We start from the raw sequence: 15,092 nt of genomic DNA, 5'->3' as shown, positions 1-15,092 counted from the left end.
GGCCCATGCTTATTCATCTATCTGGACTAAAGAGGGCTCACCCCTGATGGTAATAAGCAGGCAATTGCAGGAGGCCTTGCAAAAGCAGGTTACCGAACCGGTAGCCCTGGCTATGCGTTATGGCGCTCCTACACCCTGGACTGCTTACGATGAGCTGTTGGAAAAAACACCTGACCTGGAAGAAGTAGTACTGGTTCCTTTGTATCCGCATTATGCCATGAGCAGTTATGAAACGGCCGTGGAATACGCAAAAGAAGCACATAAAAAAGGGAAGTACTCTTTCAAGCTGACCATCATCCCGCCATTTTACGATAATGCTTTGTACCTGGAGGCTTTGGCAGATAGCATTCGGCCTTACCTTCAGCAGCCTTACGATCAGATTATATTTAGTTATCACGGCATTCCCGAACGGCATGTTCAAAAAACGGATCCTTCCGGAAACCATTGTTTGAAAGCGGCTGATTGCTGTAATGTGAGCAATGAGGCGCATAAGTTTTGTTACCGGCATCAAGTCCTGGTCACTACCAAAAAAATGGCGGAGATGCTTGATATCCCCACTCAGAAATACAGCTATGCGTTTCAATCACGGTTAGGCAGAGACGAATGGTTGAAACCCTATACTGCAAAACGCCTGACTGAATTGCCGGGTGAAGGCATAAAAAAATTAATAATAGTTTGTCCGGCTTTTGTAAGCGATTGTCTGGAAACAGTAGAAGAGATCGCCTTACAGGGCAGGGAATCATTTATGCAGTCCGGTGGTGAATCGTTTACCCTGATCCCCTGTTTGAATATGCATCCGATGTGGGTGAAGGCGTTAGCGAGTTGGGTTAGGGAGAGTTGAGTTGTTGAAGAGTTGACGAGTTGACGAGTTAACTAGTTGACAAGTTTTCACGTTTCACGTTTGCCGTTTGACGACATTCATCTGATAATTACAATAATACACCTTACACTATGAACCCCGAATATATCAAAGCATTACACATAATTTTTATTGTAACCTGGTTCAGTGGCCTGTTTTATATTGTTCGGCTTTTTGTGTATAACACAGAAGCCGGCGAAAAAGACGAGCCGGAAAAAAGTATTCTGCGCAAGCATTTCACCATCATGATCAAACGCCTTTGGTTTGGCATTACCTGGCCATCGGCTGTTCTCACGCTTATATTTGGTCCGCTCATGTGGTGGCAACTGGGCGTATTGCCCGGATGGTTATTGATAAAACTCTTTTTTGTATTAGGGTTATACGCGTATCATTTTACGCTGCATGCTATTTACAAACAGCAAATGAATGGTGTATTTAAATACAGTTCACAAAAATTGCGGATCTGGAATGAAGTAGCCACCATCTTTCTGGTTGCTATTGTGATGTTGGCAACAGTAAAGCAAAACATGAGTGTGGTGTGGGGATTGGTAGGGCTGATTTGTTTTGTAGTGGTGTTAATGAGTGCGATAAAGATCTACAAGAATATCAGGATGAAGAAGAAATGATACTGCAATAAAAAAACCTCCTAATGGAGGTTTTGAAAGGGTTACAAATGTCTTTACTTCCCGAAAACGGGTTGCGTTCGTAGGCACTGCACAATTGCCTGGATGGTTTTCCACAGGCATAACCAGAGATTAAAAACGGGAAGGTAACGGATTACAAAAAGGTGTAAAAAGAAAAAACCTTTCCTTTGTTTTAGAATTTTAAAGGAAAGGGGAGCAGGACTACTCCCCTTTTTAACCCCTAAACCCTAAACCGTAGAAAAGGTTTTTCATATAATGAGGTAAACAGTAATCGTTGTTAAGAGCGTTTGTGTTAAGGACTTAATACTTAGAAAATATCGTACCAAAAATCACTCAATCACACATTTCACGCCTCTATAATTTTCAACATTTTTCATTCTTGTAAAGAGCACCTAAATAGTTCCATAAATTATGCCAAACGTCAATTTTGTGGATAAACCCAGCATAAAATCGACCGCTTCGTTAAAAATCTTTCAAACAACTTCCGTAATACCCAAATAAGCTTCAGTTTACCGGCACGGTATAATTATAACCTCAAAACCGCTGGTTTCCTTAAGAATTAAGAATAAAAAAATTAGTGGTAGAACATACATTTTGCCACCAGTATAAATTATGTTGAAACAACGAGATTGTAGAAGTATGAATACCAGGAAAAGGCAGACGGCAGAAGGCCGAGGGCAGAAAGCACTTGTGAATAATGTTGATTGTCTGTTAGTGAGTGAGTGTTGTTTGGGGTGAGAAACGGTAAACTTTTAACTAACGAACCAAACAACTCACAAACTCAAAAACTTAAGATCTGAGCACCGCCTTAACGGTATTAGCCACAAGCCCTATCCGCCAACTTTTCAGTAACTTTGCACACTTTTTAGGGCTGTGGAATGTACTATATTTTTCTTCGGCCAGTAACAACAGTGTTTAAACAGATTTACCGGAAATATATGGCAGTTAACTACAGAGAATTTCAGAAATTGAATTTGCCTGTTATAGAACAGGAAATGTTAGCTAAATGGACTGAAAACCAGGCATTTGAGAAAAGTGTGTCGCTGCGTAATGATGCCCCTTCATTTGTGTTTTATGAGGGTCCGCCCAGCGCCAACGGAATGCCCGGAATTCACCACGTTATCAGCCGCACTTTAAAAGACCTGGTTTGTCGTTATAAAACCATGCGTGGCTTTCAGGTTAGCCGTAAAGCCGGCTGGGATACCCATGGTCTGCCAATTGAGCTGGGGGTTGAAAAAGAATTGGGAATCACGAAAGAAGACATCGGTAAAAAGATCACTGTTGAAGAATACAACCGCAAATGCCGCGAGGCCGTAATGCGGTATAAAGATAAATGGGACGACATCACCAGGAAAATGGGGTATTGGGTTGATCTGAACGAACCTTATATCACCTTCGAAAACAATTACATAGAAACCCTTTGGTACCTGTTGAGCAAGCTGTATGAAAAGAATTTGTTATTCGAAAGCGTGAGCATTCAGCCCTACTCACCCGCGGCCGGTACTGGTCTAAGCTCGCACGAGCTGAACCAGCCGGGTTGCTATAAATTGGTAAAAGATACCAGTTGTGTGGCCATGTTCAAGGCCATAAAAGATGAAAGATCAGCTTTCCTGTTTGATGCCATCAAAGACCAGAACAAGGAGCTTTTCTTCATGGCCTGGACGACGACTCCCTGGACCCTTCCATCGAACCTGGGATTAACAGTAGGCGAGCGCATCACCTATGTGTTGGTGCAAACCTTCAACCCTTACACCCATTTACCGGTTAACGTGGTGCTGGCCAAAGACCTGCTGGGTAAATACTTTAAACCCGAAGCTGAAAACACCGGCTTTGAAGAGTATAAAGAAGGCGATAAAGTGCTGCCGTGGAGAATTCTTACTGAATTCAAGGGCGCCCAAATAGAAGGTTGCCGGTATGAGCAATTGCTGCCTTACGAAGCCAATACGCCTGAAAAAAGCGGTGGCGATCCCTTCCGCGTTTTGATCGGCGATTTTGTTACCACTGAAGATGGTACCGGTATCGTGCATACGGCCCCGGCCTTTGGTGCAGATGACTATAAAGTAGGTAAAAAATATGGCATCGGTATACTCACTCTGGTTGACCGCACCGGCAAGTTCGTTGAAGGTTTGGGCGAGTTCAGCAACCGGTATGTAAAGAACTATAAAGACGAGAAGGATTATGTGGATGTGAACGTTGACATCAGCGTAAAACTGAAAAAAGAGAACCGCGCCTTCAAGGTTGAAAAATATGAGCATAATTATCCCCACTGCTGGCGCACCGATAAACCAGTGTTATACTACCCGTTAGATGCCTGGTTTATAAAAACAACCGCCCTGAAAGACCGGTTGGTGGCGCTGAATAAAACCATTAATTGGAAACCAAAATCAACCGGTGAAGGCCGCTTTGGTAACTGGCTCGAAAATATGGTTGACTGGAACCTGAGCCGCAGCCGTTTCTGGGGTACTGCCTTACCTATCTGGAAAACTGAAGATGGCAACGAGGAAAAATGCATTGGTTCGGTTCCGCAATTAAAAGACGAAGCCGCCAAAGCTGATAAAGCATTGGGTACCAATAATGCCCGCCTCATGAATAACCTCGATCTGCATAAACCTTATGTAGATGAGATCGTGCTGGTAAGCGATTCGGGCAAACCCATGAAACGCGTGCCCGACCTTATTGACGTTTGGTTCGATAGCGGCGCCATGCCGTATGCGCAATGGGGCCTCGATCATGAAAAACTGAAAGCCGGCGATCCATTCCCTTTCAAAGAACCATTTAGCAAGAACTTCCCCGCTTCCTTTATAGCCGAAGGGGTTGACCAAACGCGTGGCTGGTTCTATACCCTGCATGCCATAGCTGGTCTGTTATTTGATTCTGTTGCTTATCAAACCTGCGTATCGAACGGGCTGGTGCTGGATAAGAACGGAAACAAAATGAGTAAGCGCCTCGGTAATGTGGTTGATCCGTTTAAGACAATTGAACAATTTGGCGCCGATGCCACCCGCTGGTACCTAATCACCAATGCTTCGCCCTGGGAGAACATGAAATTTGATCTGGAAGGCATCAAGGAAGTGCAGCGTAAATTCTTCGGCACCTTATATAACACGTATCAGTTCTTTGCACTGTATGCCAATGTAGATGGGTTTGCTTTTAAAGAAGCTTATATACCATTGGAGCAACGGCCCGAAATTGACCGCTGGATCCTCTCTTCTCTAAATACCCTTATAAAAAAGGTTACGGAGTATATGGACGATTATGAGCCTACCCAGGCCGGTAGGGTTATAGAAGGGTTTATGGATGAACACCTCAGCAACTGGTATGTACGGCTGTGCCGCCGCCGGTTCTGGAAAGGGGAATATGAGCAGGATAAAATAAGCGCTTACCAAACCCTGTACGAGTGTCTGGAAACCGTGTTGAAGCTGATGGCGCCTATTTCGCCCTTCTTCAGCGATGCCTTGTTCCAGAACCTGAATGCAGTAACTGGCAGGCATAAGGTAGAATCGGTTCACCATGCCGATTTCCCCGTTAGTAATCCTGCCGCTGTGGATACTTCCCTGGAGGAACGTATGCAGTTGGCCCAGAATAGCTCGTCGCTGGTGTTATCATTGCGTAAGAGAGTGAATATCAAGGTGCGCCAGCCCTTGCAAAAGGTACTGATCCCTGTGTTGAATAAACACATGAAAAACCAGATAGAACTGGTGGAAGACCTGATAAAAAGCGAGGTAAATGTAAAGGAAATTGAATATCTGACTGAAGATAACGGGTTTATTAAAAAGAAGATAAAGCCAAATTATACAGTGCTGGGTAAGAAGTTGGGCGGCAAAATGAAAGCGGTAGCAGCAGCATTAGCCGAATTTACACAGGAAGACATAGCCAAATTGGAAAAAGATGGTACAATTTCATTGCAAATTGACAACGAACCCTTAATATTACAGACTAATGAAGTAGAGATCACCAGTGAAGATATCCCCGGGTGGATGGTGGCCAATAAAGATGCTCTCACCGTGGCTTTGGATGTAACCGTGTCCCCAGAACTGGTTAGCGAAGGAAATGCCCGCGAATTAGTTAACCGTATCCAGAAAATCCGCAAGGACAGTGGTTTTGAACTCACTGATCGAATACTGGTAAAAGTAACCGAACACCAGGAGTTGAACCCTTCGATCGCCCAATTTAATAATTATATTTGTGCAGAAATTTTGGCAGACAAACTTGAACTAGTACCTGAATTACCAGATGGCACCGAAATTGAAGTGAACGATATTCCAATAAAAGTGTTCGTTACAAAAAAAGCGTAAAAGTATGGCAACCAAGAAAAAGGCGGCCAAGCCAGCAAAAAAAACGATTGCCCCAAAAAAGGCGGCCCGACCGGCTGTTGGGGCAGCCAAACCTGCTGCTGCAAAAAAAGTAGTTGCTAAAAAAGATGTAAAGCCTGCTGCAAAAAAGGCAGTTAAACCACCTGTTGAAAAGAAGGTCACGGTTAAACACGCGGCCATTGCTCACCAGGTAGCTACCAAAGCGCATGCAAAATCATCTTCGGCGCCTACTACGGCCAAGCCAGTTGCCAAACCCGTTGATATTAAAGATATTAAAGAGATAAAAAAGACAGTGGAGGCTCCTGTTAAGGTCGAAAAACCGGAAGTTAAGGTGGAAGTTAAAAAACCGGAACCGGTAATTCCACCCCCGCCACCCAAAAAACCGGAGCCCCCAAAACCGGTAAAAGTGGTGATCCCGGAAATAAAGACAAAAACATCGCGTCGATACGAACCGGAATTCACAAAATCAGTATTAGATCAACCAGAAAACATTCAAACAGGACCAACCATGAGATATAGTGATGCCGAATTAAGCGAGTTTAAAGATCTGATCTTGAAAAAAGCAGAGCAGGCCAAAAAAGAACTTACTTATTTACAGGGTTTAATAACCCGCAAAGATGAAATGGGTGGCGATGAGAACGAAAATCGCTACATGACCATGGAAGATGGCAGTATGAGTATGGAACGGGAACAGTTGGCTCAAATGGCCAGCCGTCAGATCAATTACATTGATCACCTGGAAAAAGCCCTCATGCGCATCGAAAACAAAACTTACGGCATTTGCCGGGTTACCGGTAAGCTCATCGATAAAGCCAGGTTACGCGCGGTGCCGCACGCTACCCTGAGCATCGAAGCCAAGCAAATGATGAATAAATAGTTGTTTGCTTAATCGGTTGGTTATCATTCTGCTTATAGTGGAATGGGATGTTATGCCAGTTACATAATCAAAATTATTAAGCCCTCCCGACTTGTCGGGAGGGCTTTGTTTATAAAGAAATGAAGTAAGAGCGTATTTTAGAATCCTTTTGCGCTATCCGGCGCCCAGAATGCTTCCGGCATTGGCTTCTCCAGCAAATACTGGTAGTAGAATTTATAAGCTTCGTAGCGGTTATGAACGCCCTTGGCCCCTGCAATCCCATGGCGCTCGCCCGGGTACATCATAAACTCAAAATGCTTTTTCATATCCTCCAGCTTATTGATGAACACCATGCTGTTTTGCATATGTACGTTATCGTCTGAGGAACCATGCACAATGCGCAACAAACCTTTGTATTTATTGGCATATGTTAACACCGAAGTGCTTTTATAGCCATCAGGGTTATCCTGGGGCGTATTCATAAAACGTTCGGTATAATGCGTATCATAAAACTGCCAGTCGGTTACGGAGGAGTTGGCAATGCCGTACGGGAATACATCGGCGCCATAGGTAAGGGCCATACAGGTCATATAGCCACCAAAGCTTCCGCCGGTGATGCACAGCTTGCTGCTATCTACCCAGGGCTGGCGTTTTAACCAGCGGCCACAGGCCATAAAATCTTCAATTTCGTATTTCCCTAACTGGCGGAAGATATAGTTCAAACCCTTCTTACCAAAGTGTCCACTGCTGCGGTTATCAAATGCAACCTGGATCAGGCCTTCCTGCGCAAACCATTGGATGGGTGAACCGGTTGGGCGCCAACGATCATAAACGGTACCGGCGTTAGGTCCACCATAAATGCTGATGAGGACAGGGTATTTTTTAGCAGGATCGAAATTGATGGGGTAAGTAATCAATACCGGCAGCTCAAACGCGCCATCAGTAGCCGTTACATATTTCAGCTCGCTTTTAGGCAGATTATAGTCATTGAAGCTGCTTCCTTTGCTGCTGGCCACTTCTCTTATTATTTTTCCTTTAGCGTCAACCAGCGCCAGGGCCGGGGGCGTATTCAGGTTTGAATAGCCGGTAATAAAATAACTGCCGTTGGGCGAAACGCTGATGAGGTCATGGCTGTAATCGCCAAAACTCAGGCGGGTAAGGCCTTTGCCATCTAAACCCGCTTTATAAAAATCAAAACGGGCCGAGTTTTCTTTACGGGCCTTGAAGTAAACTATGTTTGATTTGCTATCGATCTTTATTATACTGGTTCCCCAAAAATTGCCGGTAGTGATGGGGTTCTTTAACTGGCCGTTATTATCGTAATAGTACAGGTTTTCCCAGCCATCGCGATCACTTTTTACAATACAACCTTTACCGGCAGGCAGGAAGGTGATGCGTTCACTTTCGTCCAGGTCGATCCAGGTAGTTTGCTTTTCATCGTACACTTCTTTTTTGCGTCCATCAGTAAGGCTAATGCTGTAGAACTTCAGGTTGTTTTGTTTGCGGTTCATCCATTGAACCCATAATTGTCCGTCGGGCGACCAGGCGGGCGCGCCGAAGTACTGATCGTCCTGGGCATTGAAATCGGCCCAAACAATAGCGCCGGGTTCAACGGAAGCGATACCAATTTTAACCTCGGGGTTTTTATCACCTGCCTTGGGATAGCGGGTATTTTCCAGGTAGCCGTGCTGTCCATCAGCCACATAAATAGGAAATACCGGTACCTGCGATTCATCGAAGCGCATAAAGCAAAGGTGTTTGCTGTCGTCGCTCCACCAAAATGCTTTATACCTGGTAGCGCGGCCAAGGATCTCTTCATAATATACCCAGCTGGAGTAGCCGTTCAAAATGGTCAAAGAGCCATCAGTGGTCAATTGGGACTCTTTGCTGGCGGCTACATTGTATATATACAGGTTGTTGTCCTTTTTAGTGTAGGCTGCCCATTTTTTATCGGGGGAGAAGGTGATATTCACTCCGCCGGAAATGTTGGTAGAAGGTTGCAGCTGGGCCATATCCATATCGGGATAGGGAACTGCTTTTCCGCTTTTTACATCAACCATGGTAGTGGAGGTGTGGCCGTCGGCCTCCTTCTGGGTAAGCAGATAATGGGAATCATCTGCCCAGCCCTTCACCATTGGTAGTTGTTTAACAACATTGGTTTCACCGTTCTTGAAGATCTGGTCGAAGGTGTAATTCTGCTTTTGAGCATGGGTAGAAATAGTAATCAATAGCAGGAATGGCAATAACCTGCCCTTTATAGCAGCCCTTTTCATGTAGTATGTTTAAATTATTTAACTCGAAAATTAGCTATTTAGATAATTTGGCGGCATTTTCATGGCTGAGTGGTTGAATCGATTGACAGTAGGTAACCCCGACGAGTCGGGGCAGGCTATGTAACTACTTAACTTCTTGCATATCAACCAACTTCTTATAGAAACCATGCTGACTAATTAAGGTATCGTGCGTACCCCGTTCTACGATCCTGCCTTTTTGCAATACGATTATCTCATCGGCGTGGCGGATGGTGCTTAACCGGTGGGCAATCACAATGCTGGTGCGGTTCTCCATCATTTTATTGATGGCATCCTGAACCAGTCGCTCGCTTTCCGTATCCAAAGAGGAAGTGGCTTCGTCGAGAATGAGAATGGGTGGGTTTTTTAAAACGGCCCGGGCAATGGTCAGGCGCTGGCGTTCGCCACCACTTAGTTTGCTGCCGCGGTCGCCTATATTGGTTTGATAGTTCTCTTCTTTTTTCATGATGAAATCGTGGGCATTGGCCACGAGGGCGGCCTGCTCAATTTCAGCAATATTGGCTACGGGATTGCCCAGGGATATATTGGCGGCAATGGTATCGTTGAACAGGATAGGCTCCTGGGTTACAATACCCATTTGATCGCGCAGGGACAACAACGAATATTCCTTGATGTTAACCCCATCTATCAGCAATTCGCCGGTAGTGGCGTCATGAAAACGGGGCACTAGGTCGGCCAGGGTACTTTTACCGGCGCCGGATGAACCTACAAGGGCAACGGTTTTACCCTTTTCAACAGTTAGGTTGATATTATCGAGAATGGTTACGTCGTCGTATTTAAAGGTTACATTTTTGAACTCGATCTTGCTGCCAAAGCTTTGCAGTTGACGGGGATTATCCGCCTCTTTCACTGTCACAGGCGCTTGTAATACTTCTTCAACCCGGTCGATGGCTGCAGCGCCCCTGCGCATATTATAAAATCCCTGAGAAAGCGATTTTGCCGGCTGAATGATCTGGGAAAATACGACCAGATAGGTTATAAAGGCTTCGGATGTCAATCCCCCTTTGTGGGCAAATACCATATACCCACCAATAAGGAGAATGCAGCAAAAGATCACAACGCCCAGGAATTCAGACATGGGAGAGGCCAGATCACGCTTGAATGCCATTTGTATCCGCAATTTGTTCAGCAGGTCATTAGTGCCCACAAAGCGGTCACGCATCAGCTTCTCGGCATTGAAGGCTTTTACCACCCGCAGGCCGCCAAGCGTTTCGTCGAGAATGCTTAACATTAAGCCCTGTTGTTCCTGCGCCCTGCCAGATTCTCTTTTCAGACTTTTGCTTACCCGGCCCAAAACAAACCCGGCCAGGGGTAACATTACCAGCATCACCAGCGATAAAAGGGGACTTAAAAAAATAAGCATGCCCAGTACTATAATGATGTTTAACGGGTCCTTTATCAATCCTTCCAGGGCGCCAATGATACTCCATTCTATCTCATTCATGTCGTTACTCATGCGCGACATCATATCGCCCTTACGTTGTTCGGTAAAATAGCTAACCGGCAGATCGAGGATCTTATCGTACAGGTCTTCCCTGAACCTGGTCATGATACGGTTCCGAAGTGGGATCAACATGCGGAAACCAAGGTATAGAAACAGATTCTTAAATAATATAGAAAGAATAATGGTGATACATATGGCTATCAGGGCCTGAGGATACCCATAATGAAGGATCAGGTATGACAGCCCATACTTTAACTGGCCTAGGATCCCTTCTGAATTCATGGTAAAGGGAGGCCTTATAGTGAGCGGTTTTTCCTTGGAAAACAACAAATTTAAAAAAGGGGCCAGCATCGTCAGTGAAACCAGGGAGAAAATAATAGATAATACATTGAACACCAGGTAACCTGTAATTCTGCTTTTCTGGTTTCGGAGATAAAAGAAAATCCTTGAAAATCGCTTCATGAATCAGTTAAATAATGAGTAAACGGTGCAAAGTAACTAATTTTACGGCTATTAAACCGTTAAGGAAATGCAAGAAGGGAAACGCCAAAAACAGGTGGGAAGTTTATTAAACGAAGAATTAAATTTAATTTTTCAGCGATTGGGGCTGGGTATGATCGATGGGGGTATGGTATCCATATCATCCGTAAAGCTTACGCCCGACCTGCTGGAAGCCCGCATATACCTGAGTTTGTTCCAGGTAAAGGATGCAGACAGCACCCTGAAAAAGATTGAAGAAAGAGGCTGGGAAATAAAAAGAGAGCTCGCAGCACGCGTGGCCAAACAGTTACGGCGTATGCCCGAACTGAGGTTCTTTCTCGACGATACGCTGGACCATGTGTTTAAAATGGAGGAATTGTTCAGGAAGATCAATCCAGACGACGAAACGAATAAACAATAGAATAGATTATAGTACCCAAAACACATACTATTGAACTTTCTCTTTGCCTGGCGATATTTTAAAGCAAAAAAAAGTACCAATGCCATCAATGTAATTGCGTGGGTAAGCATTGTTGCCATTATGGGTATTACGTTTGCTTTTATTGTAGTACTGAGTGTGTTCAACGGATTTGAAGGGTTGGTGAAATCGCTGTATTCTTCGTTCTATCCCGATATAAAGATCTCCGCCAAAACCGGTAAGACAATTGTTCTTACACCACAGCAGTTGCAAAAAATTGCTGCGATAAAAGGGGTGCGTGCTTATAGCCTGGTAGCGGAAGAAAAAACATTACTTATAAATGGCGATGTGGTGGTGCCCGTTAATCTCAAAGGGGTTGATACTTCTTATGAATCGGTAACGGGGGTGGCGCAGAAACTGATCCGGGGTAATTTTCAAACCGGTAGTGCAGATGAGCCATCGCTGGTATTGGGCAATGGGGTTGAAAATGCCGTGGGTATTGAAAGCGACAAATATCTTTATCCGCTTTCAGTATATGCGTTTAAGCGCGGGATGAATTTCAATGCGGCTGATCCTTATCAGTCGGTACAGGCAGCCAGGATCGTTACCTCCGGTACTTTTCTTATACAGCAGGATATCGATAATCAATACGCCATCACCAATCTTGATTTTATGAAAGGATTGATGGGACTAAAATCTGATGAATACAGCAGTCTTGAGATAGGGCTCCATGGCAGCGTAGATATAGACGATGTACAAAAGGAAATACAGCAGTTATTGGGGACAACCTATTCAGTAGAAACAAAGTATGGTCAAAATCAAAGCTTATACAGTGTGATGAGCCTTGAGAAATGGGCCATCTATGGCATACTTACCCTCATGCTGATCGTAGCTGCCTTTACCATGATCGGCAGTTTGACCATGCTGGTAATGGAAAAGCAAAAGGACATCCAGGTGTTGAAATCGATGGGCGCTAATAATAAATTGATACAAAAGATATTTTTGACCGAGGGGTTACTGTTAGCAGGTATTGGAAGTGTGGGCGGAATAATATTAGCGGTGCTCTTCTGCTGGGCCCAGGTTAAGTACAAAATTATTGCAATTCAGGGCGGCACCTTTTTAATTGATTACTACCCGGTACAAATAGTTGCTTCTGATTTTTTACTGGTATTGCTGACCGTATCGCTGGTAGCTTTTCTTGCCTCCTGGTTCCCTTCTCGCCGGGCAGCGCTGCAGCCAATTGAATTGAGGAGTTAAGAAGCTGAGGGTTAGAGTTATATGTGATTGCATAAAAAAATGTTATAAGAGGTTACTTATTTGTAATTTTTCATATATTTGTGGTGCAGGGGGCTACGGCCCACTGCCTCCGCTGATGGCCGGTTACTCTCAAGAGGGTAACCGGCCGCCCAGTTTTTAGAGGTGAATAAGTAATGAATTTGAACATACACAAAACAAAAAAGGCCCCCGACATTTCGGGGGCCTTTTTATTATATAGCTTCTTATTAATAGTCACCAATAGTTTCAGGTAATTGAGCAAGGGCTGATGCCAGCTGCTCATCGTTGGGAGCAATACCATGCCATTCGTGGTGACCTTCCATGAAGTCAACACCGGCACCCATTACTGTTCTCATTAAAACAACAACTGGTTTGCCTTTACCGGTATGTTTTTTAGCTTCTTCCAAACCTGCTACTACTGCGTCGATATCGTTTCCTTTGTCGAGGCGCACTACATCCCAGCCAAAAGCTTCGAATTTAGCGCCGAGGTCGCCCAGCTTCATTACTTTATCGGTAGGTCCGTCAATTTGCTGGCCATTCCAGTCAATAGTTGAAATCAGGTTATCAACACCTTTGGCGCCCGCGAACATGATAGCTTCCCAGTTCTGACCTTCGTCAAGTTCTCCATCGCCATGTAAAGTATATATTGTAGTATTCTCGCCATTGAGTTTTTTGGTCAAAGCGGCGCCTATGCCTACGCTCATACCCTGGCCAAGAGAACCAGAAGCTATGCGAATACCAGGCAGGTGCTCATGCGTTGTAGGGTGACCCTGTAAGCGGGAGTCAATTTTACGAAAAGTAGCCAGTTCTTTTACGTCGAAATAACCCGCACGGGCTAAAGTTGAGTAAAATACCGGGGAAATATGTCCGTTTGATAAAAAGAAAACATCTTCATTGCGGGCGTCCATATCAAACTGCGGATTATGCTTCATTACCTTGAAGTATAAGGCGGTAAAGTACTCGGTACAACCCAATGACCCACCTGGGTGACCACTGGCGCAACCATGAACCATACGAACTATATCCCTGCGAATTTGTGTAGCAATGTCCTTTAAAGCTGGCATAGCACGATTAAAATTTGGGTGCAAAACTACAGGAATTGTTTTGTATCAATAAATCAAATTAAACTTTCCCAATATTTTTATGTCAAAAGCCGTTTTATAACGGGATTTCCTGATTAAGATAAGTGGTATTATGGTTGGAAATTCGAAAATACGCTGTAATTTGCCGTGCTTTGTTTAGTGTGTGCCCAACCGGCCCGATTAGTAGCGCGTATTATAATTCCAAGACTAAAATCAGGCTGATGTTTGATGTATTATTTTCTATAGCTATTTCATTCGCAATTACCTTTTTAGCTATCCCGGTAATTATTACCGTTGCAGAACAGAAAAAATTATTTGACATTCCTGACGAAAGAAAAGTGCACCAAAGCCCTATTCCTTCATTAGGAGGCCTTGGGATATTTGCCGGATTTATGCTGGCTTGCCTCATTGCCATTCCTTACCAGTCTGCAACCGACTTTCAATACTACTTTTCGGCAGCATTTGTAATCTTCTTCCTGGGCTTGAAAGATGATATTCTGGTAATATCGCCTATCAAGAAATTTATTGGCCAGGTACTGGCTGCCTTCCTCATCATTTACAAAGGAAACATTCAGATAAAAAGCATGTATGGCTTTATGGGCATACATGAGCTGCCCGAAATGTTCAGCCTGTTGTTAACTTACCTCACCATCATCGTTATTATAAACTCTTTTAATTTGATAGATGGGATTGATGGCCTCGCTGGTACATTAGGGTTAATGGCTTCTACCGTCTTTGGTTTTTATTTCTTACAGGTTAATATGCTGCCTTATTCTATACTGGCCTTTTCACTGGCCGGCAGCCTGATGGCTTTCCTGATATTCAATTTTCAACCGGCAAAGATATTCATGGGCGATACGGGATCGCTTCTCATTGGATTGGTGAATGCCATCCTGGTTGTGAAGTTTATCAACGTGGCCAATCAAACCGATATAGCAGTACCTGTACTTGCATCACCGGCTATCAGTGTCGCCATACTGGTTATACCTCTAATGGATACGTTACGGGTGTTTGCGATAAGAGCTTTTCACCGCCGCTCACCATTTAGTCCGGATAGAAATCACATTCACCACCTGCTACTCGACAGAGGTTATTCACACCGGTCTATAACCCTGACGCTGGTATCGATCAATATCGTGTTTATCGTGGCCGCTTATGCAGGCCGTAACCTGGGTTGCACCTGGATCATTCTGGCCATATTGATCGTATTCTTCTCTGGCATTGCGGCCCTGTACTATACCCGGCCGCGTGCACGCCTGTATGTTGCCAAAACGCTGGAGGCGACCGATGGAGAATTGAAAAACCCCAAGATCGTTCCCCTCACTACCGATACCATTCTGGAACACAAGAATTAAAGCTGATATCATTGATTGCCTGCTTAGCCATACACCAGCTAAAAATTTTGTAGG

General features: G+C 44.4%; 10 protein-coding genes. 7 read left to right on the top strand and 3 right to left on the bottom strand.

The annotated features are described in order from the left end of the window. From hemH to ACJ751_RS12640, 4 genes are all read left to right on the top strand, one after another. Positions 1 to 841, top strand: an 841-nt coding sequence (gene hemH, locus ACJ751_RS12655; protein WP_407745861.1) for a ferrochelatase, incomplete at its 5' end; no start/stop codon positions are given. A 110-nt stretch (positions 842 to 951) separates the two neighbouring features. After that, on the top strand, positions 952 to 1,485 hold the full coding sequence (locus ACJ751_RS12650) for a CopD family protein (RefSeq protein WP_407745860.1): 534 nt from the start codon (positions 952 to 954) through the stop codon (positions 1,483 to 1,485). A gap of 956 nt (positions 1,486 to 2,441) precedes the next feature. Next, entirely contained in the window at positions 2,442 to 5,798 is a 3,357-nt protein-coding gene (gene ileS / locus ACJ751_RS12645) for an isoleucine--tRNA ligase (protein WP_407745859.1), read from the top strand. A gap of 4 nt (positions 5,799 to 5,802) precedes the next feature. Continuing rightward, positions 5,803 to 6,693 (top strand): TraR/DksA family transcriptional regulator, encoded by an 891-nt coding sequence (locus ACJ751_RS12640; RefSeq protein WP_407745858.1) that lies wholly within the window; start codon positions 5,803 to 5,805, stop codon positions 6,691 to 6,693. A 137-nt stretch (positions 6,694 to 6,830) separates the two neighbouring features. Here ACJ751_RS12640 and ACJ751_RS12635 read toward each other — a convergent pair whose 3' ends face one another. Further along, entirely contained in the window at positions 6,831 to 8,945 is a 2,115-nt protein-coding gene (locus ACJ751_RS12635) for a DPP IV N-terminal domain-containing protein (RefSeq protein WP_407745857.1), read from the bottom strand. A gap of 124 nt (positions 8,946 to 9,069) precedes the next feature. After that, on the bottom strand, positions 9,070 to 10,890 hold the full coding sequence (locus ACJ751_RS12630) for an ABC transporter ATP-binding protein (protein WP_407745856.1): 1,821 nt from the start codon (positions 10,888 to 10,890) through the stop codon (positions 9,070 to 9,072). 67 nt (positions 10,891 to 10,957) lie between these two features. On the opposite strand from ACJ751_RS12630, the gene rbfA reads away from it, so the two are divergent. Together rbfA and ACJ751_RS12620 are read left to right on the top strand one after the other, a co-directional pair. Further along, the gene (gene rbfA / locus ACJ751_RS12625; protein WP_407745855.1) at positions 10,958 to 11,329 is read left to right on the top strand and encodes a 30S ribosome-binding factor RbfA; all 372 of its coding nucleotides are present in this window, start codon (positions 10,958 to 10,960) and stop codon (positions 11,327 to 11,329) included. 30 nt (positions 11,330 to 11,359) lie between these two features. Beyond that, on the top strand, positions 11,360 to 12,583 hold the full coding sequence (locus ACJ751_RS12620; protein WP_407745854.1) for an FtsX-like permease family protein: 1,224 nt from the start codon (positions 11,360 to 11,362) through the stop codon (positions 12,581 to 12,583). Between the two features lie 245 nt (positions 12,584 to 12,828). Here ACJ751_RS12620 and ACJ751_RS12615 read toward each other — a convergent pair whose 3' ends face one another. After that, positions 12,829 to 13,665: a transketolase gene (locus tag ACJ751_RS12615; protein ID WP_407745853.1), complete on the bottom strand. Its 837-nt coding sequence runs from the start codon at positions 13,663 to 13,665 to the stop codon at positions 12,829 to 12,831. Positions 13,666 to 13,904: 239 nt separating this feature from the next. Between ACJ751_RS12615 and ACJ751_RS12610 the strand changes: the two genes are divergently transcribed. Further along, positions 13,905 to 15,038 carry an MraY family glycosyltransferase gene (locus ACJ751_RS12610; RefSeq protein WP_407745852.1) on the top strand — a complete coding sequence of 378 codons (1,134 nt, stop codon included), beginning with the start codon at positions 13,905 to 13,907 and terminating at the stop codon, positions 15,036 to 15,038. Positions 15,039 to 15,092 lie beyond the last annotated feature (54 nt).

Origin of the sequence: Niastella sp., from assembly GCF_045805085.1 — a bacterium.
Classification (GTDB): domain Bacteria; phylum Bacteroidota; class Bacteroidia; order Chitinophagales; family Chitinophagaceae; genus Niastella.
Note: the sequence above shows the minus strand (reverse complement) of the source record. Positions and strands in the feature narration are given on the sequence as shown.

What these genes read in the sequence shown, in the direction of transcription:
- ACJ751_RS12650 (WP_407745860.1), top strand. Translation starts at nt 952, where the DNA reads ATGAACCCCGAATATATCAAAGCATTACACATAATTTTTATTGTAACC.
- rbfA (WP_407745855.1), top strand. Translation starts at nt 10,958, where the DNA reads ATGCAAGAAGGGAAACGCCAAAAACAGGTGGGAAGTTTATTAAACGAA.
- ACJ751_RS12640 (WP_407745858.1), top strand. Translation starts at nt 5,803, where the DNA reads ATGGCAACCAAGAAAAAGGCGGCCAAGCCAGCAAAAAAAACGATTGCC.
- ACJ751_RS12635 (WP_407745857.1), bottom strand. Translation starts at nt 8,945, where the DNA reads ATGAAAAGGGCTGCTATAAAGGGCAGGTTATTGCCATTCCTGCTATTG.
- ileS (WP_407745859.1), top strand. Translation starts at nt 2,442, where the DNA reads ATGGCAGTTAACTACAGAGAATTTCAGAAATTGAATTTGCCTGTTATA.
- ACJ751_RS12630 (WP_407745856.1), bottom strand. Translation starts at nt 10,890, where the DNA reads ATGAAGCGATTTTCAAGGATTTTCTTTTATCTCCGAAACCAGAAAAGC.
- ACJ751_RS12615 (WP_407745853.1), bottom strand. Translation starts at nt 13,665, where the DNA reads ATGCCAGCTTTAAAGGACATTGCTACACAAATTCGCAGGGATATAGTT.
- ACJ751_RS12610 (WP_407745852.1), top strand. Translation starts at nt 13,905, where the DNA reads ATGTTTGATGTATTATTTTCTATAGCTATTTCATTCGCAATTACCTTT.